Source organism: Lactobacillus kimbladii, from assembly GCF_000970755.1.
Classification (GTDB): domain Bacteria; phylum Bacillota; class Bacilli; order Lactobacillales; family Lactobacillaceae; genus Lactobacillus; species Lactobacillus kimbladii.
The window spans coordinates 1,727,375-1,748,456 of the sequence record NZ_KQ034007.1; the positions used below are offsets into that span (position 1 = coordinate 1,727,375).

Annotated in this window: 20 protein-coding genes; 5 read left to right on the forward strand and 15 right to left on the reverse strand. The window is 36.7% G+C overall.

The genetic code is table 11. The features are described from left to right. Nucleotides 1–42: 42 nt before the first annotated feature. The 6 genes from JF75_RS08560 to JF75_RS08585 form a co-directional block, all read right to left on the reverse strand. Nucleotides 43–1,992: a M13 family metallopeptidase gene (locus JF75_RS08560; RefSeq protein ID WP_046332650.1), complete on the reverse strand. Its 1,950-nt coding sequence runs from the start codon at nt 1,990–1,992 to the stop codon at nt 43–45. 94 nt (nt 1,993–2,086) lie between these two features. Beyond that, complete coding sequence (locus tag JF75_RS08565) at nt 2,087–3,307, reverse strand: MDR family MFS transporter (protein ID WP_046332651.1); 1,221 nt, start codon at nt 3,305–3,307, stop codon at nt 2,087–2,089. A 189-nt stretch (nt 3,308–3,496) separates the two neighbouring features. Next, nucleotides 3,497–4,753, reverse strand: coding sequence for a carboxylate--amine ligase (locus tag JF75_RS08570; RefSeq protein WP_046332652.1), 1,257 nt, complete (start codon nt 4,751–4,753; stop codon nt 3,497–3,499). A gap of 19 nt (nt 4,754–4,772) precedes the next feature. Then, entirely contained in the window at nt 4,773–6,722 is a 1,950-nt protein-coding gene (gene asnB / locus JF75_RS08575; protein ID WP_046332653.1) for an asparagine synthase (glutamine-hydrolyzing), read from the reverse strand. 109 nt (nt 6,723–6,831) lie between these two features. Next, entirely contained in the window at nt 6,832–8,229 is a 1,398-nt protein-coding gene (locus JF75_RS08580) for a metallophosphoesterase (RefSeq protein ID WP_046332654.1), read from the reverse strand. A 52-nt stretch (nt 8,230–8,281) separates the two neighbouring features. After that, nucleotides 8,282–8,767, reverse strand: coding sequence for a hypothetical protein (locus tag JF75_RS08585; RefSeq protein ID WP_046332655.1), 486 nt, complete (start codon nt 8,765–8,767; stop codon nt 8,282–8,284). A 201-nt stretch (nt 8,768–8,968) separates the two neighbouring features. Between JF75_RS08585 and JF75_RS08590 the strand changes: the two genes are divergently transcribed. After that, a complete protein-coding gene (locus tag JF75_RS08590) occupies nt 8,969–9,535 on the forward strand; it encodes a DNA-3-methyladenine glycosylase I (RefSeq protein WP_046332656.1) in 567 nt (188 codons plus the stop codon). Nucleotides 9,536–9,594: 59 nt separating this feature from the next. Here JF75_RS08590 and phnE (JF75_RS08595) read toward each other — a convergent pair whose 3' ends face one another. From phnE (JF75_RS08595) to JF75_RS08620, 6 genes are all read right to left on the reverse strand, one after another. Continuing rightward, complete coding sequence (gene phnE / locus JF75_RS08595; protein WP_046332657.1) at nt 9,595–10,407, reverse strand: phosphonate ABC transporter, permease protein PhnE; 813 nt, start codon at nt 10,405–10,407, stop codon at nt 9,595–9,597. Further along, nucleotides 10,407–11,210 carry a phosphonate ABC transporter, permease protein PhnE gene (phnE, locus tag JF75_RS08600; protein ID WP_046332658.1) on the reverse strand — a complete coding sequence of 268 codons (804 nt, stop codon included), beginning with the start codon at nt 11,208–11,210 and terminating at the stop codon, nt 10,407–10,409. The genes phnE (JF75_RS08595) and phnE (JF75_RS08600) overlap by 1 nt, the downstream gene beginning before the upstream one ends. Beyond that, nucleotides 11,203–11,976: a phosphonate ABC transporter ATP-binding protein gene (gene phnC, locus JF75_RS08605; protein ID WP_045928672.1), complete on the reverse strand. Its 774-nt coding sequence runs from the start codon at nt 11,974–11,976 to the stop codon at nt 11,203–11,205. Before phnC ends, phnE (JF75_RS08600) begins: the two co-directional genes overlap by 8 nt. Before the next feature lie 21 nt (nt 11,977–11,997). After that, nucleotides 11,998–12,924, reverse strand: coding sequence for a phosphate/phosphite/phosphonate ABC transporter substrate-binding protein (locus JF75_RS08610; RefSeq protein WP_045928673.1), 927 nt, complete (start codon nt 12,922–12,924; stop codon nt 11,998–12,000). A 327-nt stretch (nt 12,925–13,251) separates the two neighbouring features. Continuing rightward, a complete protein-coding gene (locus tag JF75_RS08615) occupies nt 13,252–14,184 on the reverse strand; it encodes a phosphate/phosphite/phosphonate ABC transporter substrate-binding protein (protein ID WP_046332659.1) in 933 nt (310 codons plus the stop codon). A 519-nt stretch (nt 14,185–14,703) separates the two neighbouring features. After that, nucleotides 14,704–15,195 (reverse strand): universal stress protein, encoded by a 492-nt coding sequence (locus JF75_RS08620; RefSeq protein WP_046332660.1) that lies wholly within the window; start codon nt 15,193–15,195, stop codon nt 14,704–14,706. A gap of 141 nt (nt 15,196–15,336) precedes the next feature. Between JF75_RS08620 and JF75_RS08625 the strand changes: the two genes are divergently transcribed. Further along, the gene (locus JF75_RS08625) at nt 15,337–16,137 is read left to right on the forward strand and encodes a tyrosine-protein phosphatase (protein WP_045928675.1); all 801 of its coding nucleotides are present in this window, start codon (nt 15,337–15,339) and stop codon (nt 16,135–16,137) included. A gap of 23 nt (nt 16,138–16,160) precedes the next feature. Next, nucleotides 16,161–16,637: a nucleoside 2-deoxyribosyltransferase gene (locus tag JF75_RS08630; protein ID WP_046332661.1), complete on the forward strand. Its 477-nt coding sequence runs from the start codon at nt 16,161–16,163 to the stop codon at nt 16,635–16,637. Nucleotides 16,638–17,375: 738 nt separating this feature from the next. Here JF75_RS08630 and JF75_RS10385 read toward each other — a convergent pair. Next, nucleotides 17,376–17,468 (reverse strand): putative holin-like toxin, encoded by a 93-nt coding sequence (locus tag JF75_RS10385; protein ID WP_081945322.1) that lies wholly within the window; start codon nt 17,466–17,468, stop codon nt 17,376–17,378. 409 nt (nt 17,469–17,877) lie between these two features. Next, nucleotides 17,878–18,543, reverse strand: coding sequence for a type 1 glutamine amidotransferase (locus tag JF75_RS08635; RefSeq protein WP_046332662.1), 666 nt, complete (start codon nt 18,541–18,543; stop codon nt 17,878–17,880). Nucleotides 18,544–18,717: 174 nt separating this feature from the next. Here JF75_RS08635 and JF75_RS08640 point away from each other — a divergent pair, with 174 nt between their 5' ends. Beyond that, a complete protein-coding gene (locus JF75_RS08640) occupies nt 18,718–19,056 on the forward strand; it encodes a hypothetical protein (protein ID WP_046332663.1) in 339 nt (112 codons plus the stop codon). Between the two features lie 132 nt (nt 19,057–19,188). Here JF75_RS08640 and JF75_RS08645 read toward each other — a convergent pair whose 3' ends face one another. Continuing rightward, nucleotides 19,189–20,571 (reverse strand): MFS transporter, encoded by a 1,383-nt coding sequence (locus JF75_RS08645; RefSeq protein ID WP_046332664.1) that lies wholly within the window; start codon nt 20,569–20,571, stop codon nt 19,189–19,191. A 215-nt stretch (nt 20,572–20,786) separates the two neighbouring features. Here JF75_RS08645 and JF75_RS08650 point away from each other — a divergent pair, with 215 nt between their 5' ends. After that, nucleotides 20,787–21,065, forward strand: coding sequence for a hypothetical protein (locus JF75_RS08650; protein ID WP_046332665.1), 279 nt, complete (start codon nt 20,787–20,789; stop codon nt 21,063–21,065). Nucleotides 21,066–21,082: the final 17 nt, after the last annotated feature.

Below are 21,082 nucleotides of genomic sequence, written 5' to 3' on the forward strand. Positions count from 1 at the left end.
AAATAATAAATTTGTCAAATTGTCTGATACTTTTAATATTAATTACCAAATATGTACTCGTTTTTCTGGGTCGAGCCACATGCCGTCTTCCGGTTTAACATCGAAGACTTTGTAAAAGTCATCTTGACATTGGCTTTGAACGTTGGCACGTAATGGACCAGGTGCGTGAACGTCAACAGCGGTTTGGCTCTTAATTGATTCAGTCAGTTGCTTATTAGCCCAAATGCGTGCAAAGTTTTCAAACAGCTTCTTCAAATCATCATTTTCGTTCTTGGCAGCTTCAACAGCAGCAGTCAAACCACCCTGATCAGCAATATTCTCAGAAACTATTTGCTTACCATTAAGTTTAACTGGTCCGTATTCTATACCGTCAAACAAGTCAATTTCAGCTTGTGTCCGTTTCTTGAATTCAGCGTAGTCCTCATCAGTCCACCAATTAGTCATGTTGCCCAATTCATCAAACTGAGCACCATTGTTATCAAAGGCATGGGAAACCTCATGAGCAATTACGGAACCAATACCACCAAAGTTGGCTGCTCTGTCTTGCTTTAAGTCATAGAATGGCTTTTGCAAAATTGCTGCAGGGAAAGTCAGATCATTTCTCTGGGGATCATAGCAGGCATTGACTAAGTTACCTGGCATTGCCCAGACGGTTCTGTCTACTTCCTTATGCAATTGTTCAAAATTATATTTTTGCTCAGCAATTGCAAAAGCACGTTCATTAGAATAAAGACTGCCTCCTTGACTAGCTGGAATAACCTTTAAACGATTATAAATTTCTTCGATTTTATCTGGATAACCAATCTTTAAGACCAAAGCATCAAGTTTAATGATTGCGCGTTTTTTAGTTTGCTCAGAAAGCCAGTCGTTATTCTGCAAGCGTTCTTTGTAAACATCAAGCATACGGTGAATCATGTCTTCAACGTCTTCTTTAGCTTCTTTGCCAAAGTAGGTTTGACCATAATAAACGCCAACTACTTCGCTAAATGAATCATTTGCTATGTAGTAAGCCTGTTTCTCACCACTTGTCAATTGAGGTTGACCACTAAGAGCCTGACTAAATGGAAACGCTGCTTCACGAAATTCTTGTGACAAGGAGTCAGCAGCCGCGTTAATAAAGTTAACCAACATCCAGCCTTTGATTTCATCAAAGTTTTCTTCATTGATAATTTCGTTAATGTGATCCAAGTAGCGTGGTTCTTCAACAATAATTCGTTCTGGTTCTTCACCAATTGCTTCTTTCAAGTAGTAAGCAATCTTAAATTGATCAAACTTAGCTTCAAAGTCAGCAATCTTCATTGGATTGTAAGTAGCAGGATAATCTGCCCACTCTTCTGTAGACTTAACGATCTTAGATAGCTTAGCATCAAATTTAATAGCATCTTCTGCATATTTTTCTGCTTTAGCTTGATCAATACCAGCCATGGTTAAAAGCTTAACCGATTGCTTTTGCAAAATGTCTAATAGTTTTGGTGCATCAGGAGTTTGATAAGTTGTAGTGTCAGGCAAGAAAGTTCCAGGACCAGAAAAATACAAAGCATTAACTTTGGTATTCTTCATGTCAGGCGAAACGCCAAAGCTAAATGGAAGTATGGCAAAAGTTGCTAAGTCAGGCGCATTTAAGTTATAGTCAGAAAAGTCCTTAATGCCATCAAGAAGTTCCAAGTCTGACTTAATTGGTGCAGCTCCATCAGCGTTTCTTTTATCGAAATCTCTAGCTAATTTGTACAACTTAACTGCTTCATCAAAATTAGGTACATTTGGTAATTCTTTTTTTCCAGCAGCAAAATCAGCAAAATCCTGCATCAAGTGCTTTTCAACGTCAACATCGATACCATCAAACGAGGCCATTCGTGACCGATCTTCCGGAATCTTAGTTTTTTCAATCCATTCTGAGTTAACAGCCAAGTATAGGTTGTCCTGCGGGCGTGCATCACGCTTAGGCTCGATAATGTCGCCACTACCGCCTCGAACTGCGAAGTTTTTATTCATTCAGAGAGTCCTCCCTTTTTATCTAAATTAAAAATAGACTAAATTAATATTATCATTCTAATTATACCCTTAACATTAAAAAACCTTTACAAAATTACTTATAGAGCGTGATATGCTTATGCAATTTTGCGTGCAATGGCAATAGCAGCAGTACTACTAGAAAAATGCCACAAGCAGCAATAATGAAGAATGGAATGTAACCCGCACGATCAATTATCATACCGCCAAATAAGGGGCCAAAAGCCTGGCCGATGCCACGGGCAACGTTAATTTCGCCTTGATATTTGCCCTTGCTGTTTATCGGAGACAAATCGTTAATGTATGCCGGAACCGCTGGAAAAGCAGTTGCTTCACCCATGGTCAGAATAAACATTGATAGCGCAAAGTGGGCAAAATCTTTGGCAAAAATCAATGTGGCAAAAGAGATTGCAAACATGAGCGTGCCAAAAATAATTTGCTGGAACAAGCTCTTAAACAAATTAGGATAGCGGGCCAAAATCACTTGAATAATGACTATTACAGCACCATTTAGTGTCCATAACAAGCTATACAAATGGAAAGGTATTCCTAATGAAACCATGTACACGGACAGGTTAGACTCCCAATTCATGTACATTAGCCAGGTCACAGCTAAAGAAACCAAGAAGCCTACCATTAACATCACATTATATTTGGGCATAGGATCAACTTTTTGTTTCTTGCCTTTTTTAGTACCGTTCTTTTTACGATTTTGGTGAAAAGTATTAATTGGGCGGTAATGAATCGCTGCATTAACACAGGCGATCGCAAATAGCGAAGCCGCCAAAATAAATAAGAATTCAATTGAAAAGTCGTAAAGATAACCTACTAACAGCGTGCCTGTGACAGTACCGACATTTTGAGCAAAATAAATCAGATTAAAAACATAACGTCCTGAGTATTTACGCAAACTTGTCGCAATTGAGTTAATTAAGGTACCATTCCAGCCACTGATACATCCCGTCATAATCAGCCAAAACCAATATTCTGGCCAGCCGTGAAAGAATGCCATCAGGAACAGAACTAGTGCATCCAGTCCTAGTCCCGTAACAATTAAGGGGTATGGGTTCAGACGGTCATATAAGCGTCCAGCTAAAAGCGAGCCCAATACGTTGCTGGCACAATTGCAAAATAAAACAACCCCTATTACAGAAAGGCTGATGTGCAATTGCTTGTTTAAATAAACCGAAGTCAAGGGCCAAACAAAACTCGACCCGATCCACGTGGCCAGCTCCCCCAGTAAAAGCCAGCGCAACTTAATTTCTGTTTCTTCATGAGATCCATGTTTAAGTTTCATTTATTCAGTCCTTTCTTTTTTTAGTTTCCATTTACCAGTTTAGCAAGAAGTATTAAAAAAGAACACCCCTATTTAAAATAGCTGAACCGGTATTTTACATACAAAATAATAATTTTATTCTTAGAGAAAAAAGATGATCACCAGTAATTTGCTGCAATCATCTTTATTGCTATTTAATTAATGCAGAGTCTAAAAGAATTGACCCTTATTTTCTTGATAATACTTTTGATAGCGTCCTTTATAGTTATGAAACATATATTTTAAAAGCAGCCACCTCTTAAAATTGCGATCCTGATCATAAAAGACTGTTGTACCATAACGTCCTTCATGGATTAGCTCTTCAGCCATTCTTTTAGCTTCATTATCAACGGCATATTGCTTAAACACATTGACAGGGATGCCTAACCACAATTTATGTTTTGACTTTAATTTATTACCGTAAACCGGTTCCTTATCGTTTAAGCTGTCATAAACATAATCGTCTACGTACCATTTGGCTAAATTATAACCATTAAGAGTCACATAAAAACTTGAACGGCCTTGGCGCAAGTTAATTTCAAAGAATTTATATTTGCCATCTCGCGTGTCATATTTGATGTCAAAGTTGGCCATCCCAGTATAATTAATTTTTTCCAAGAATGATTCAACTTGCTCATAAAGTTTTTCGTCATAATCAGGTAAAATTGCCATATAATTGCCAATTGATTGCGGAGTAGGATCCTCCAGCAATGGGTGACCCATACACATCATCTTGATATGATGTTCCTTATCAACATAGGCGTTTAATACTCGCATGTAGGAATCATCGCCAGGAATGAAATCTTGCAAAATCAAGTCTTCTTGATAGCCATTTTCATAAATTTTAGTGACAATATCACGCAATTCAGTTTCATTATGAATGGTAAAAGCCTTTTTACGCCCCTCAAACTGCACATCAAGCCAGGAAACAGGATCTTCCGGCTTGAGCTCCAGTGGATAGCCAAAAGGCAGTTCCAAATAATTTTCTGCCTTATAATCAGCCATCGTCACAATCTTGGTTTTAGGGTATGGCAGACCACATTCTTCAGCTATCTGGTAAAAGTTTTCTTTTGAAATTAGTTTTTGTAATAAATCGTAGTCAACATAGGGAACGACAAAAACTCGTTGCAGTTCTTCCTTATGTTTGGCAAGTAGTTCAGAATAGCCGTCTCCGCATGAAATTAGAATTACCGGTTCTTCATGGTCCTGGTAAATTTTCATTTGTTCACGCATAACCTCAATAAAAGTTGGATCTTCGCTGAAGCCATGATGTAATTCCACACTGACAATCTTAGAATAACGCGTTGCCGCCAGCTGACTGTCAGCCAGCGCCTTTACGCTAATACCGTATGCCTCGTTAAACGATCGGGCCATGCCGTAAACATTAATGTCACTGCCAAGTAAAATTGGCGTAAAGTTTTGTTTCATTAATAAATTGTGCTCCTCATTAAACCAGCTTGCCTTGCTTAATCAAGCTGGCAACTTCTGGTTGAACATGCTGGTATTTGGCAACTGTGCCCTCATAGTCAACAAAGAATAATTTATACCATACTAAGAATGTATAAATAGTCCAAATTTGTCGACGATGGGAACCGTCACCCTTGTAGTTTTCATCAAGCAGGGCTAAAATTTTATCCTGCTCGAAAACGTCTTGTACAAAGTCTTCACTGAATAATTCCCGCACTTGCTTATAAAAACGGGGTTCTTGCAACCATTCTTTAATTGGAGTGGGAAAGCCTAATTTTGGCCGTTTAGCCCATTCATCCGGTAAAACCTTTTCTGAAGCCTTGCGCAAAGCATATTTAGTATCATGCTTGTTCACTAAATAATCAGTTGGAATTGAATTGGCTCTTTCTGCAACCTTTTTATCGAGGTATGGCACCCGTAATTCCAGGGAATGGGCCATAGAAATTTTATCCGCCTTTTGCTCTATATCATTTAGCATAAAGTGGTGCAGATCAATGTACTGCATCTGGCGGACATTATCAAGGTCCTTTACTTTTTTGAAATCACTTTGGTAAATACCGTTGACAGTTAATTTATTACGATAAGTTGGCTTTAAAACACTGTTAGCATCCTCAGAGGTAAAGATAGTCGGATAATCCATGTCGTAGATAACTGATTGACCAACGTAAAATTCACTCGGTTCAGCCAAATTGGTGTATAAATGAACCTTACCGGGGAAGTTCGGCATTTTTTTGATTCTGTGTGCCAGTTTAACCCTGGTCTTCTTCGGCAACTTTTTGCATTGGGAAGTAAACACTTTAATAATGCTGTTGTGCGTGTGCATCCCGTAATTAACGTAACCGGCAAATAATTCATCCGCACCTTCGCCAGACAAAGCAACCGTCACATGTTTACGGGCCATCTTGCATAAATACCACAATGGAATTATTGATGGGTTGGCATCCGGCTCATCCATATGATACTGCATTTCTGGGAAGTCGTGCATGGCCTCGTCAGCTTTTACCTTATCAGAAAAGAAATGCCAGCCCTTGATATCAGCTAAGGCTTTGGCTTTAGAAGCTTCATCATAAGTGGCATCGTCAAAAGAAATTGAAAAGACATCATCTGGATTTAAAATGCTGGTAATATAACTTGAATCCACGCCTTCTGATAAAAAGGCGCCAACCGGAACATCTGCAATATGGTGCAATTTAACTGACTCATGTAAATCTTCGTCAATTTTATTGACAGTTTCTTCAAAACTTAAAGTATTAGCTTTGTATTCTGCGTCCCAATACTGATGGGTTTTCATTTTACCATCTTTATATTCGAACCAGTGGCCGGCAGGAAATCTATAAATTCCTTTGAAAAAAGTTTCATGCAAATCATTATACTGATTCATCAAATATGGTTTGACTGCTTCAATATTCAAACGTTTTTTAAAACCAGGCATTGCCAAAAAGCTTTTGATTTCTGAGCCGATAGTTAAATGTCCATTCTCATCACTGTAATAGAGCGGCTTAATGCCAAAGAAATCACGCGCACCGTACAAGGTCTGGGTATTGTCATCCCAAATCGCAAAAGCAAACATGCCGCGAACTCTCTTAAGCAGACCATCCATGCCCCACTCTTCAAAGCCATGCAACAGCACTTCTGTATCAGACTTAGTGGTAAAGGTATGACCTGCCGCAAGCAGTTCTTTTCTTAATGGCTGGAAATTGTAAATTTCACCATTAAAGATAATCGCCTTTGTTTTGTCTTCGTTGTAAATTGGTTGACTGCCGCCACGTAAATCAATGATTGATAATCTTCTAAACCCTAAAGCAACTTTATCGTTGGTATAATAACCATCTGAATCAGGACCACGATGCATAATTGCTGCCATCATTTTACCGATAGCGGCTTGTTTATCATTTATTTCTGGATTATAAAATGCAACAATTCCGCACATTGCTTATCTTCCCTTAATTTATGTTACTTTGTATATTTTTGTCTTTAATTTAACTTTTCTATTATATGCTAAAAGCCGGGCAATTTCCAAATTGCCCGTCGCGATTTTACTAAATATAAAAAATTCTGCGTTTGCTGGCAGCGCCATAGCCAAAGGCCTGAATATAATGCCTCTGTATGTCAATATTGACAATATAACCCGCAAATTCTGTTTGATGATCAATTTGCCGCTTCCAATTCTTGTTATATTTAGTGGTTAAAGCATGGTTAGGACCCATCAGTGCCGAACAGTTAAACAAGATATACTGAATTCCGTTAATGCGGTATTGGTCTTCGTTATGTCTGTGACCGCAAAAGTAGGCAATAATACGCGCATTTTTCACATTAGTAAAATCAAAGTCATTAGCTAAACGAAACTCTGGTGGAATTCCGTAGCTGGAATGCATCTGTCCTTTTTCACCCTGATTGAAGGCAACCAGTAACTCGTGCAGAGAACGACCATTATACTTTAAAGCATTTGAACCCTTGCGATTAATCGGATTGGCATGGCTCATAAAGATAATTTGCTTATTTGATGACTGCTCCAGTATTTCAATGATTTCTTCAATTTGGTCTTCCCTCACAGCCAAAGTAAGTTTCACATCATACTTTTTTCTGCCTTGGGCATCCAAATAGTAAGGCAAATCAGAAGTATTAACGGAAATAAAGCGCAAGTCATCCACATCATAGTAACAAACTCCATGTTGCCGGGAAATATAATGGACACCTTTTTGCTTATACAAAGCAGGCCACATAATCCCTTCAAACTCATTTTCAGGAAAAGAAGCACTTAAATCATGGTGTTCATCAAATTTATCATTTTCATCATGATTTCCCTTAATAAGCATATAAGGCACTTTGTCGGAAACAAATGAATCACGCAACTTGGTTAATTCACTTTCGCCCAAAAAGCCGGTATCGGAACCATCAATCCAGTCACCCAAATGAACTTTTAAACTTAAAAGTCCTGAGTCATCAAGGTAAGAAAATTCGTTAACGTGAGTTAAGCCGTTCCAGCCATAAAAGTCCATACTATTACGGTCTTTATAATGGGTATCAGTAATAACACTGACATTAACAGAATTTTTCCCAGTGCGAATGTGGCCTTTGACTCTTTCAACAAAGCGATCCAAGTATTCTTCTACAACGTATCGTCTGCCAGTTTTGCGGTTGACGAAAGCGCGGTAGCGTTGCAGTTCAGGACTAAATCGGCGGACATATTCAGGCTCTAATTTATCTGTACTTTCCAAGCTGAGAGCTTGATGCAAAATTTTTTCTTCATCTTGGTAAACTGTCAGAGTATACGGCTGATCGTTAGGTGTACCCTGTTCACCATCAACGTGATATTCTCCTACCGTTAAATAATTTTGCATAGGATCAAGCTGTGCATCATTTTTCTTAAATAAAGAACGTAATTTAGCACCATTTATCTTATCAGCAAGTCCTTTAGTATACTTTAAAACACCCATATTTTGCCTCAAGCAGAAAGAAAAAGAGCTGAACACACATTCAGCTCTAAAATTATAAACTTTTTTCTAAAGCGTGTGCCGCTAAACCAATTGATAGAAGTGCATCTTTAGACAAAACTCCTTGTAATGTTTTTGGCGCTACTTCTTCAACGGCTCCAATTACTTTTAAACTGTAACTAACGACATGAAAATCTACCAAGTCATTATAAAACCCATCTTCATAGGGATTTTCATGATTATAAGTTAAATTAATTTCGTTTTTATCAACAAAACCATCAACGTGATTAGTTAAAATCCGATCCTGCAAATCGGTTAATTGCTCTGACAACTTAATTAAAGTCAGTTTATGATCACTTTCAGTGTCGTAATACTGTTCTTGAGTCATGCCGAAGTATTCTTTTATTGGCTTATGCAAAACGTGCAAATTATCAATTACACGATAAACTGCCTCGGCATCAAAATCTGTTTCTTTATTTAAAATACTTTCTTGATTTGCGGCCAAGTCATCGGCCAAAGTTATTATTTCTAACTTCTCCATGGTTTCCTCCTAAAGTTCATTATATATTATACCAAAAAAACAACTATTGCACTTTTTGAAGGAAAAGTTTCTGATATTTAAGCAAAAAGAAAATAATTAAAAAATTTCAGCACAATAACTGGGAAAAATTGTTTTTAAAAGAATAAAAATATTTTGGCGTATTTATTTATGAACGTTAATATATATTTAAGGAGAATAAAAATGAATGATATTACTCGTTGTCCTTGGAGTGACCATGATGATTCCTTAATTAGGGATTATCACGACCACGAATGGGGCAAATTAAACTTAGATGAACGTTACTTATTTGAAATGCTGGTGCTGGAACTGTTTCAGTCTGGACTCAGTTGGTCTACAGTTTTGCATAAACGGCAAAATTTTCGCCATGCTTTTTGCAATTTTGTTCCCGCAGAAGTTGCGCAAATGACCGAACAGGATCAGGCGCGCTTATTGCAAGATAAAGGAATTATCCGTAATCAAAGAAAAATTGCCGCTGCAATTACCAACGCACGCGCACTATTAATTATTGATGCCAGATACGGCAATTTTGCCCATTATTTACAAAAATTCATTCCTACTCCCATTATTCATCATCCTCAAACAAGTGATGAGGTGCCAACGACAAACAAAATTGCGCAAAAATTAGCAAAGCAGATGAAAAAAGACGGTTTTACTTTTGTGGGGCCAGTAATTCTATACTCTTTTCTGCAGGGCGTTGGTTTAATCAATGATCATTTAGAAAATTGCCCCTTTAAATATCACGGCTAAAAAAATGAATCAAGCTGATATCCACATGCTTGATTCACTATTTTGAGATATTTTCGTTTTTAGACTAATTTTTTACGGATCCAGCCCGAAATCCAGTCAATGATCACAACCATAATGATGATACCCAGTAAAATGATACCAACACGATTCCATTGACGGTATTGCAGTGCGATGATTAACGGGTAGCCGATACCTCCGGCTCCAACCAAGCCTAAGATAGAAGCTGACCGAATCGAAACATCAAACCGGTATAAAGTGTTTGAAATTAACGCCGGCATTAAATTAGGCAAAGTAGAAAACATGATAATATTTGTTTTTGAGCCTCCAACAGCAGTAACTGCTTCGTTGGGACCATCCTCCAAGTTCTCAATTGCTTCAGAAAAGAGCTTGGCGAGCATCCCCACTGAGTGAAAGCCAAGTGCTAAAACACCGGCAGCAGAACCAGGTCCGACAGCTTTAATAAACATTAAGGCTAAAACAATTTCTGGAAATGATCTGATTATTGCCAGCACAATCTTGCCCGACCGTGAGACATACCAGTGCTTGTGCTTAGTATTCGCGGCCCAGAAGGCAAAAGGCAGTGAGATAATGGCAGAAATGAATGTTCCTAAGAAGGCAATGCAAACAGTTTCCCATAATTGCGACAGTAAGTCTTCGCCTGAACCGTTATAGACATAAGACCAATCAGGATGAAAAATACCAGAAAAGATCGCACCGGCAATCTGTCCGGCCGTTTCTTTGATCCCACCAAAATCGATTCCTGTGCATGACCAAACAACTAAAGCTGCAGTAACAATTGCTATCAGCCAGTGCAAAACACGCTTTTTGACATCTATAGGCCTAGGAGGCAATTTTTTCATACTCGTATCCATTATTGCATCAACGCCTCCCGTGATTTAGATGAAACATAATCAATTAGTACCACTACTATGATGATCACGATAATAATTGTACCTGTCTTAGGATAATCAAAGATTTGCAGCGTCTGTTGCAGATACAAACCAATACCACCGGCACCGATATAACCTAAAACAGTTGAAGCACGCACGTTAATTTCAAATGCATACAAACAATAGGAAATAAAATAGGTCATAACCTGAGGCAAAACCGCAAAGACGATGATTTGCAGCTTATTAGCACCAACCGCGGTTAAGGCTTCAATTGGACCCGGATCAATAGTTTCAATTGCTTCATAAAACAGTTTGACCACAATTCCGAACGTACAGATAGCCAAGGCTAAAACCCCGGCTACTGGTCCGATACCAACAATAGCTACGAAGATAGCACCCAAAAGCAGGTCAGGAACTGTTCTGATGATATTCATAATGATCCGCAATATCCCCGTAAGTGCTTTATTTTTTACAATATTGCGGGCAATAAGCAAAGAATAAATAAAAGCAATTACAGAACCGATTGCCGTACCCAAGATCGCCATCTTAATAGTTTCCAGCAAAAGTGGCACTACAGTGCCAAGGTATGACCAGTCAGGATGCAGCATTTGCAAGAAAATGTCAGCAAATTGACCGAAGTTGGCAAACAAGGCACCTAAGTCAGTTTTGGTTTCATTAGTAGAAATGAATAATCCAGCAATAAAAAGCAGTACCCAAAGCAAGTTTAAGATTTTAAACTTTTTCTTAGGCAAAGCCCTCAGTTTTTCTTGCTCTGTGCTACTCATCTTCATCACCACCGGAATAGATCTGATCAAACGTGGTTGCCGGAGTATCAGACATCTTACCGTCATAGATAATTTCACCAGCACGAACTCCAATGACTCGCTTGCCAAATTCCTGTGCCAGTTGCACGCTGTGCAGGTTAATGACAACAGTCATGCCATGCTTTTCGTTAAGCATCTGCAAGTCTTTCATCACCCGGCGTGAAGTCTGTGGGTCAAGCGAAGCTGTTGGCTCGTCTGCCAGAATAATATCCGGGTTTTGGGTTAAAACACGCGCAATCGCTACCCGCTGCTGCTGTCCACCGGACAATTCATCAGCACGAGAGTAAACTTTGTCTTCAAGATCAACTTGTTGCAAAGCGTCATAGGCCCGTTGTTTATCTTCTTTAGTAAAAAGGTTTAGAGTAGATTTCCAAGTTGGATAGTATCCAACTCTGCCAGTTAAAACGTTACGCATCACGCTTGAGCGCTTAACTAAGTTAAAGCTTTGGAAAATCATCCCAATATGACGACGCAAAGTTCTTAATTTTTTACCCTTAGCCTTGGTAATAGATTCACCGTTAATTAAAATATCACCCTCAGTAATATCAATTAAACGGTTAATCGACCGCAAAAGCGTTGATTTGCCGGCGCCAGATAGACCAACAATAACGACAAATTCACCTTTATTGATAGTTAAATTGACGTCTTTTAAACCAACAACATCTTTGCCATAAACTTTTTTAACGTTTTTTAATTCGATTATTGGCTTAACTGCAGAATCTGCCATTATAAACTTCCTTTGTATTCCTTATTTTTTGGTCGATTCGATAATTTTTTCATATTTACGCACAACGTTAAAGTCACTGTCTTTAGTGTGAACGTATCCTTCATGGGTGTAAATACTCTCGATGACTTTTTTACCTTTCTTAGACTTGCCAATATCGATAAATGCCTTGGCCAGCTTCTTTCTGAATGAGTCAGACATGCTGGGAACAACGGAAATCGTATCGTTGGGAATAGGCTTGGTAAAGTAAATTGGTACTACTTGACTCATGATTTTAGGATTGTCGTCTTTAACAATTGTCCGCGCATCTTCAAACACAAATGCGGCGTCTGTGTCACCATTGAGCACATTTAGTACAGCTTGATCTTGACCAGTCACAGTGACTAACTTGCAACTCTTGCGTACATCAAGACCCTTTTCCTTCAATTCGGCAATTGGGAAAACGTAGCCGGCTGAAGATGTGGGACTTTGAATAGAAATTGACTTGCCTTTTAAATCTTTCCAACTCTTAATTTTAGAATTTTTCTTAGCTACAATCTCAGCACGATAGAAGTTAACCAGTTCCTTGGTTGGTCGGCCATTTGGTTGTTTAACTCCATATCTTTGTGCTTGGAGCAATACATCTGCTGCTCCTTGCTTATGAGCTAAAATATAGCCATTTGGCGGCAAGAAACCTACATCAACTTTCTTAGACTTCATGGCTTCGACCACCGTGTTGTAATCAGTAGACATTGAAACGTGAACTGGAATACCTAAACGGTCTGACAGCATTTTTTCCAGTGGTTTTGCACGTGACTCCAACTTTGTGGCCGCCTGACTAGGAACAAATTGCACGTTCAATGATTTGGGCGTGCCAGTATCTTTGCTCTTTTCCTTGTTTGAGCAGGCAGCCATCATGAATGCTACTAAAAAAATAGCGGCACCAGCTAGTATTTTTCTAAATTTTTTCATCATGCCCTCCCAGACATAAAAAAAAGACTTTAGCTAAAAACACGAATGTGAATTAAACTAAGTCTTTCAATAACACTTTTACTAAAAAGCGAACAATACCATTTTGAAAGGAACGAAAAGGCTTTTTTGCAAAAACTTCAATGAACGCCAAGCGCCGTTTTTGCATTACCTTCACCCTCCTTTCGACATACTGTATTTATTCTATCAAATAATAGCAGAAATGTTTTATTTAGAAAAGAGAATTGACTAGAAATCTTATTTTGTTTAAGAAAGTTTATTTAATTCCTATTATGTAGCCTTTTTAGATTTTTAAAATATTGGGGGAAACTATTTCTTAGTAGAAGCAATTACTTTATTATATTGACGAATAATGTCGTAGTCGCTGTCTTTTGCGTAAGTATAACCTTCTTGGTTATAAACATTTTCAATAATCTTCTTACCTTCTTTAGACTTGCCTATAGCAATAAATGCTTTAGCCAGCTTCTTCTGGAAGGATTTTGGCAAACTAGGGATAACCGAAATAGTATCGTTAGGAATACGCTTGGTGAAGTAAATTGGCACTACCTTGCTCATAATCTTCGGATCATCATTCTTAACATTATTACGTGCATCTTCAAATACGAAAGCTGCATCAGTATCACCGTTTAAAACGTTTAAGACGCCTTGATCGGCACCCTTAACAGATACAGTCTTGCAACTCTTGGTTACATCTAAACCCTTTTGCTTTAATTCAGCAACAGGGAAAACATAACCAGAGTCGGAAGTAATATCTTGAACTGAAATCGACTTGCCTTTTAAGTCCTTCCAGCTCTTAATTTTTGAACCCTTCTTAACCAGGATTTCGCCACGATATGAATTAACTAATTCTTTGGTTTGAACACCATTTGGTTGCTTAATGCCATAACGAACTGATTGTAAAAGCAGGTCAGCTGCTTTTTGCTTGTGAGCCATAATGTAAGCGTCTGAAGGCAAAAAGCCGACATCAACTTTCTTTGACTTCATAGCTTCAACTAAGCCATTGTAGTCAGTTGACATTGAAACATGTACTGGGATGCCAAGGCGTTTGGACAATAGTTTCTCCATCGGCTTAGCCCTTGCTTCCAGCTTATTGGCAGCTACACTCGGTACGAACTGAACGTTGAGTGATTTTGGCGTATTACTACTTGAACTAGACTTCTTACTTGAATTGGAACATGCTGTAGCACCAACTGTTAATAACAGTACGAAACATGCTATCAGAAACTTTTTGATTTTGGTCATTTGTTTTTTACACTCCTAATAAATACATTTACCATAACTTCATTTTGCTTAAGCATAAACATTGTTGTCACTTTCATGGCAATACATTCATGTAAATATCCAAATAAAATCGATCTGAATTAACTTCTGCTTCTATTTTCCATTAACATCCTCCCGAAATTAAGCAAATAAAAAAGGCAAAATATGCCTACTGCATATCATGCCCAAGTAGTTATTCTGAAAGAAAAAAGAACGGTTAACGAAGATAATTGTAAAGTATTTAAATAGGAAAATAAATTATAGGTTTTTCCTGTTACTTTCATTGCCCTCAACCTTCCAAACAGTATAATTACGTTCATTTCATACAGATAATACCATAAATATTCGCAATTACGCAAGTAAATATCGGATTTTATTTTGTTATTGTATTATGAAAGTTAATTTTACGAACATCAATAATATAATATTTTTTAAGGTTCCTTATTTTGCACAAAAAAAGACACACGAATTATCTATCGTATGTCTTTTCATTTTAGAACTCTATTTATTTTTACGTTCTGGCTTAATTGGATTATTGTCAATATCCGTTCTGACAATAAGGACATCAGCCAAAGCATGTTGATTAACATATTCAGTAACAGAACCCATCAACATTCTTTCAACTGCATTTAAACCAGTTGCACCCATAATAATCAAATTATTATGATGGTCTTTAATAAAGTCATAGGAAATAATTGCTTTCGGGCTGCCATAACGAATGTGGTAATCAATATCATCAAAACCCAAATTGTCATGAGCCCATTCCTTTAAACTCTTGAGGTATTTTTCTGAATCTTGCGTCATCTGATAAACGGTGTCGCCTGTAATCAGAGTATCTTGCATCTCACCTAAAAACTGTCTGGTATCAATTACGCTTAAAACATCAATGTGGGCATTTTCCGTCATTGCAATTTTAACTGCTTTATCAAAGGATCTTTCTGCCGACTCTGAACCATCGACTGGAACTAAAATACTAGCTTTTTTCGTTTCCATGTTCTCACCCTTTTGAAATATATTGTTCTTTTGTTTATTTTACCATAATTTCGATATACTCTTGGCTTTTTTTATAATTGTTTATATACTTGTTTATTGCTAAAATTAGGTGTAATTGTCAAACGTAAAGGTGGAGGTATCATGACCCAAAAACTAAAAAATCAATTAATTGGCGTAAAAAGTGGCCGTAATTTTCGCGAGCTTGGTGGCTATCAAACTAGAGATGGCAAAACCGTCAAAATGCACAAATTGCTTAGAACCGCTAATTTGGCAACGCTTGATAAGACTGACCTGAAATTTTTACAAGACTACGGCGTAAAATACGTTGTTGACTTTAGAAGCAAGGACGAAGTTGACCGAGAACCTGATCGTGTACCTGAGGGTGCTATTTATAGCTTTGATCCGGTATTTAGCGAAGATTTGACCGAATCCTCAAAGGGAATTGACGAAATTCTTAGCGAAAAGCATCAAGATCCTAAAGCTGGATTTGACCACATGTTTTTAGCCTATGATGACATGATTAAAAGTGAGTCTGCCCAAAGAGCTTACCGCCACTTTTTTGACGTGTTGCTGGCTAATGACCAGGAAAATCAAAGTATAATTTTTCATTGTACTGCCGGCAAAGACCGGACTGGTTTTGCGGCATTATTAATTTTATCGGCTCTTGGCGTACCATTTGAAACAATCAAAAAAGATTATCTTTTAACAAACGTTGCCACCAAAGACTTTGTTCATAATTTTTTACAAAAAGCTAAAGATGAAGGAGCAAATGACGCAACCCTAAACATCTTAAAAGACTTGCAAACTGTACATTCTGAATACATTGACTTTGTACTTACAACTATAAATAAAAATTATGGTAGCGTTGAAAACTACTTACGTGATATTATGAGATTAACTGATGATGAAATCAGTAAGTTGCGTGAAATTTATTTAAATTAGGTTTAATGGTAAGGAGAAATTTTATGACTAAAACAAAAACTGTTTATTTTGGTGCAGGTTGGTTTAATGATAAGCAAAACGATGCTTACAAAAAGGCAATGAAAGCTTTAGAAGAAAACCCAACCATTGACCTGGAAAACAGTTATGTTCCTTTGGATCATCAATATAAAAACATCAGTGTTGAGGAGCATCCCGAATATCTTCGTGATCGTGAATGGGAAACTGCAACTTACCGTGGCGATTTAACCGGTATTAAAGCCAGTGATGTTATGATCGGGGTATATCTGCCTGATGAAGAAGATGTTGGTCTCGGCATGGAACTGGGCTATGCTTTGTCACAAGGAAAATACATCGTGTTGGTCATCCCTGATGAAGACTATGGCAAACCAATTAATCTAATGAGTTGGGGCGTTTGCGACATTGCCCTTAAAGTGAGTGAATTAAAAGATTTTGATTTTAATAAGCCTCGCTTTGGCTTTTACGATGGTGCTGTTTATTAAAAATAACATTTTGTCGAAGCAAAACTAAATATGACAAAAAACCGTTTCCATTGAGACGGTTTTTGTGTGAGCAAGTTATGATTCTTCAGGGCGGTTTAGCCTAGTGCGTAAAATTAACTGCATATTGCTAAATTAGCGCTAGCTTTGCAAATTAAAATGCCTTGTATTCTTTTACGCTATGAATTCTGCTCTATAATACTTAATTGCACCATAAAAGCATTCATGCTAAAATACAGGTGTAAGAAAAAGGAAGACTTACTTCAATAAGTCTTCCCCACGTAGAGCCGCCACAAAGGACGGTAGCTGCGCTTATAATATTTTTTGTTTAATATTAAAAACCGCCCAACTAGTCTCTAGGACGGTTTTTGATTTGCTCATTTATCATGATGCTTGTCAATAAAAACCGTTTCTGTTGAAACAGTTTTTGTGTGAGCAAGATATGATTGTTCAAGGCAGTTTAAGCTTAGTGCGTAAAATTAACTGCATGTTGTTAAATTAATGCTAGTTTTGAAATTTAAAAATGCCTTATATACTTTAGCGCTATGAATTCTGCTCTATAATACTTAATTGCACCATAAAAGCATTCATGCTAAAATACAGGTGTAAGAAAAAGGAAGACTTACGCCAATAAGTCTTCCTCACGTAGAGCCGCCACAAAGGACGGTAACTGCGCTTATAGTTATAATTTTTTAAATTTATAAACCGCCCAGCTAGTATCTAGGACGGTTTTTGATTTGCTCATTTATCATGATGCTTGTCAATAAACATTAACAAGGTCAAGATAAACATACCAAAGTTAAGCATTAAACTTAACGCTTCGGCAGTGCTCATCAAGTGCTGCTCCTTTCTTTTGGGAGATTGGAGTATGAATCAAGATAGTTCATAGGCCTCACTTCCTTCATGAAAGCGACAGCTACCGTCCTTTAAATTTTCTACGCTAATTAAATTATAACAAACCAATCCCAAATATTAACCGGATTTTAGGAAAATTACCTATAATCATATACACCAAGCCATTAAAATGGCTTGGTTTTTATTTTGAAGGTTATTTCAGTAGTTACAATACTTAATTAATGTACGCCCCAAATGCTAATCATGCCTCTGCCATGGTATCTGCCGTTTATAATTTTGAAGTAAGGTCTGCCCCAGCAGATAGTTCGTTTCTCGTAGTATAGCAATTAAAGTTATGGGAACAAATAAAGCGACACTCTTTAAAACAAATTTTCTATATCTAAATTATTTATTCTGTCAAATAATCTAAAATGCGAAACATTGCCCTTTTATTTTCCTTGGGAACAGGATGCTCAATAATTTGCTTAGTTGTTTGTTTAAACACCGAACCGGATAGATATTGCGCGTCGTTAACCACAATCTCTTTGATATTATCTTTTTCTGGTTCTAAGTGAAACTGCAAACCAACAGCTTGCTTGCCTAAAACAAAACCTTGATTTTGTAAATTAGCATTAGAAAATAAAACGTCAGCCTCTTTTGGAATGTCAAACATTTCTTCATGCCAATGCAATACTTCTAAACTTTCAGGCAAACCGCTTATTAATTTGGACTGCAACTTGACCGGACCCCAGCCCACTTCTTTAACCGGTGCCTTTTTAACCTGATAGCCTAAAGTTTTAACAATTTGTTGGGCGCCAAAGCATACTCCTAAAACAGGCTTTCCCTCCTGAAATAGCTGCTTAATTAACTGGCGCTCTTGCTTAATCCATGGCAGATCGTCATTTGGACTCATTGGACCGCCTAAGACAACTAGTAAATCTGTTGTGGCAGCAACGGGCAAAATGCCAAACTGATAGGGATGATATACATAAAAATCATGCTGATGCAGGTCGGCCCATTCCTGAATTGAACCGGGGCCTTCGTTTGGCGTGTGTTGTAAAACATTAACTCTCATCACTTTGCTCCTTTTAAAATAATTTAGCACCATAATGTTTTTAATAAAATATTCAAATAATAATTTAATATTATTATAATTTAGTGATAAGGTATAGTTTAAGTCTATACAGTAAAAATATTACTTTTTTTATTGCATAGACTTATTAAATTTAATTTTGAAAGGTTTCAAATCATGCTGAAATATGAACTTAATCCGAAAATTGCCTTATTTTTAATGGGCATTTTACAATTTTTAATTGGTATTCTTTTTATTTATTATCATAAAAATAAAATAGCTATATATACTTACTTTTTCTTTGGTGTGATATTACTGCTAGGCGCTATTTTCATTAAAACCACCCACCCTGTAAAAATTATTCAAAAGGCTAATCTGGATGGCGTAGAAAAGTTTTGCAAATACTTAAATTTAGCACTTTTAGCATTTTCTCTACTAGCAATACTTTTTGATAGGACTAATCGAACTTCATATATTCCGCAAATTGATGCATTCTTATTTTTTATCCTATTTTAACCTATTGGTTCCAGGAAAAGTAGTAAATAAAAAGTAGTTCAATGTTCATTTTTAATATTGGAAGGCATATACTGAACGATAATTTTAATTATTGTGCTGAATTAAAAAAGTTTCTAAAAATTAAAACAAATTTTAGTATGCTTTATTTTTTAATCTAGTAAAAATAAAGCATACTAAAATGCAAACCAGTACTATCAAAGATAGGAATACTAACATATTGTAATTTAGTTTTAGACCTGCCAATGCCGCTAACTTTTTGTTTTTAAAACCTGTTTGCGCCAAGGTTACTAACGAAGCTGCTAGTGCTGTGCCTATCGCCCCAGAATATGATTGGGCGGTCATAAAAATGACATTTCCATCATTTTTGACATCAGTCGGAATATGGGATAAACAAAAAGTCATGATATTACCGTAGCTAAATCCCAAGCCAAACATAAAGCTGATATAAATAAAGACCATGTTGGTAATATTTGGGTTCAAAAAAATAGCAATTATAAAAGTGAGAAGAATTATTACTACTCCAAATATTATTGGTAATTTTTGATTAATCTTATCGTAAATTATTCCAGCAAACGCTGAAACAACTGCATCTGTGATAGCAGCAGGTAAAACCAGCAACCCAGCTGTGGCCGTTGTTTGTGCAAAAGCTGTCTGTAACACGTTGGGTATCAAAAACGACATGCTCAGTGACATTAATTGCAACAGAAAAAATGCCAGCAAAAAGAAAGTAAACTGCCAATTTTTAAATAAACTAACTTTTAAAACTGCATGATTGCTATGCTTTTCAACCAAAATAAAGAAGAATCCAGTAATAATAGTGATTAATGCCAATATTAATTGCAGGTAAATATTATTGCCACTGGTAAAACCCAAAAGTACAAATAAAGCGGACAGGAGAAACGCAATTAAAAGTAAACCGCCCTGAAAATCGAATGGAATTTTTTCAGTTTTAGTAGTTTGAGTGATACTAAACTCGCCTAATACCCAGATCAATATAATTACTGGGATAATAAACAAAAATAAATTCTGCCACTGAAATAGTTTTAGAACTATTCCACCGTATACTGGACCAACTGCAGGAGCAAAAGCAATAACAAGAGTGCCAAGTCCCATAAACATGCCTACTTGCTTCTGAGGTGATTCTCTTAAGATTATTGAAAACATTAGTGGCAAACCAATGCCGGCAGCAACTCCTTGTAAAAGACGCCCAGATAGTAATAAGGCGAAGCTTGATGAAATTCCTGCTAAAAAAGTACCTAGTAAAAAGCATAAAACAGCTATTCTAAATAAAGAAACAACTTTGAATCTCTTTTGTAAATACGAACCAAAAGGAATAATAATCGTAGATACTAACATATAGCCTGTTGTTAACCACTGAACCGTTCTGGCAGAAATATTAAATTCAGTCATTAATTGGGGAAAAGCAATATTGAGTGCTGTTTCTATCACAATTCCCAAAAAACTAAGTATTCCCACTGAGAGTATTGAACCAATTAGCTTACTATTTTTTACCATTAAAATTTTCAATTCCTTTTGTCATTATTTTTTAGATACAATATCTAGTTAAATAAGTATATTACAGTAATATGTAGTACCAGTTAAGAAAAAGCGATTGAGTAGAGTATTGTTTTATAATACAAAATTTTGTCAACTAGCATAAAAAGCAAGGAATAATTTTTAAATTATACTTTAGCCAGATCAATAACCATAAATTGGAGTTACAAATTATCATGGAAAAAACAAAACAAGAAAATTTAATGAAGCTTTTCAAAAGCACTCTAAAAAATTTAGAAACAGAATACACTGCTAGAGTAGATGATTATGATGATAACATTTACTTATCAGTTTTTACGAAAGAGGATTTCCGCAGGGCTTTAGGACTACTTGGAGCAATAGGTGCTTTTTTTAGTACCTCGTATTTACCTGAGCCTGAATTAGAGTTTCAATTTTGTATTAGAAACTACGGATTGGATTTAAGTGATCTGGTAAAAATGTTGCCTAAATCTTAATAATTCGCAACCTGTTA

Excerpts from the sequence above, each read along its gene's own strand:
- JF75_RS08560 (WP_046332650.1), bottom strand. The coding sequence starts at position 1,992 with ATGAATAAAAACTTCGCAGTTCGAGGCGGTAGTGGCGACATTATCGAG.
- JF75_RS08565 (WP_046332651.1), bottom strand. The coding sequence starts at position 3,307 with ATGAAACTTAAACATGGATCTCATGAAGAAACAGAAATTAAGTTGCGC.
- JF75_RS08570 (WP_046332652.1), bottom strand. The coding sequence starts at position 4,753 with ATGAAACAAAACTTTACGCCAATTTTACTTGGCAGTGACATTAATGTT.
- asnB (WP_046332653.1), bottom strand. The coding sequence starts at position 6,722 with ATGTGCGGAATTGTTGCATTTTATAATCCAGAAATAAATGATAAACAA.
- JF75_RS08580 (WP_046332654.1), bottom strand. The coding sequence starts at position 8,229 with ATGGGTGTTTTAAAGTATACTAAAGGACTTGCTGATAAGATAAATGGT.
- JF75_RS08585 (WP_046332655.1), bottom strand. The coding sequence starts at position 8,767 with ATGGAGAAGTTAGAAATAATAACTTTGGCCGATGACTTGGCCGCAAAT.
- JF75_RS08590 (WP_046332656.1), top strand. The coding sequence starts at position 8,969 with ATGAATGATATTACTCGTTGTCCTTGGAGTGACCATGATGATTCCTTA.
- phnE (WP_046332657.1), bottom strand. The coding sequence starts at position 10,407 with ATGGATACGAGTATGAAAAAATTGCCTCCTAGGCCTATAGATGTCAAA.
- phnE (WP_046332658.1), bottom strand. The coding sequence starts at position 11,210 with ATGAGTAGCACAGAGCAAGAAAAACTGAGGGCTTTGCCTAAGAAAAAG.
- phnC (WP_045928672.1), bottom strand. The coding sequence starts at position 11,976 with ATGGCAGATTCTGCAGTTAAGCCAATAATCGAATTAAAAAACGTTAAA.
- JF75_RS08610 (WP_045928673.1), bottom strand. The coding sequence starts at position 12,924 with ATGAAAAAATTTAGAAAAATACTAGCTGGTGCCGCTATTTTTTTAGTA.
- JF75_RS08615 (WP_046332659.1), bottom strand. The coding sequence starts at position 14,184 with ATGACCAAAATCAAAAAGTTTCTGATAGCATGTTTCGTACTGTTATTA.
- JF75_RS08620 (WP_046332660.1), bottom strand. The coding sequence starts at position 15,195 with ATGGAAACGAAAAAAGCTAGTATTTTAGTTCCAGTCGATGGTTCAGAG.
- JF75_RS08625 (WP_045928675.1), top strand. The coding sequence starts at position 15,337 with ATGACCCAAAAACTAAAAAATCAATTAATTGGCGTAAAAAGTGGCCGT.
- JF75_RS08630 (WP_046332661.1), top strand. The coding sequence starts at position 16,161 with ATGACTAAAACAAAAACTGTTTATTTTGGTGCAGGTTGGTTTAATGAT.
- JF75_RS10385 (WP_081945322.1), bottom strand. The coding sequence starts at position 17,468 with ATGAGCACTGCCGAAGCGTTAAGTTTAATGCTTAACTTTGGTATGTTT.
- JF75_RS08635 (WP_046332662.1), bottom strand. The coding sequence starts at position 18,543 with ATGAGAGTTAATGTTTTACAACACACGCCAAACGAAGGCCCCGGTTCA.
- JF75_RS08640 (WP_046332663.1), top strand. The coding sequence starts at position 18,718 with ATGCTGAAATATGAACTTAATCCGAAAATTGCCTTATTTTTAATGGGC.
- JF75_RS08645 (WP_046332664.1), bottom strand. The coding sequence starts at position 20,571 with ATGGTAAAAAATAGTAAGCTAATTGGTTCAATACTCTCAGTGGGAATA.
- JF75_RS08650 (WP_046332665.1), top strand. The coding sequence starts at position 20,787 with ATGGAAAAAACAAAACAAGAAAATTTAATGAAGCTTTTCAAAAGCACT.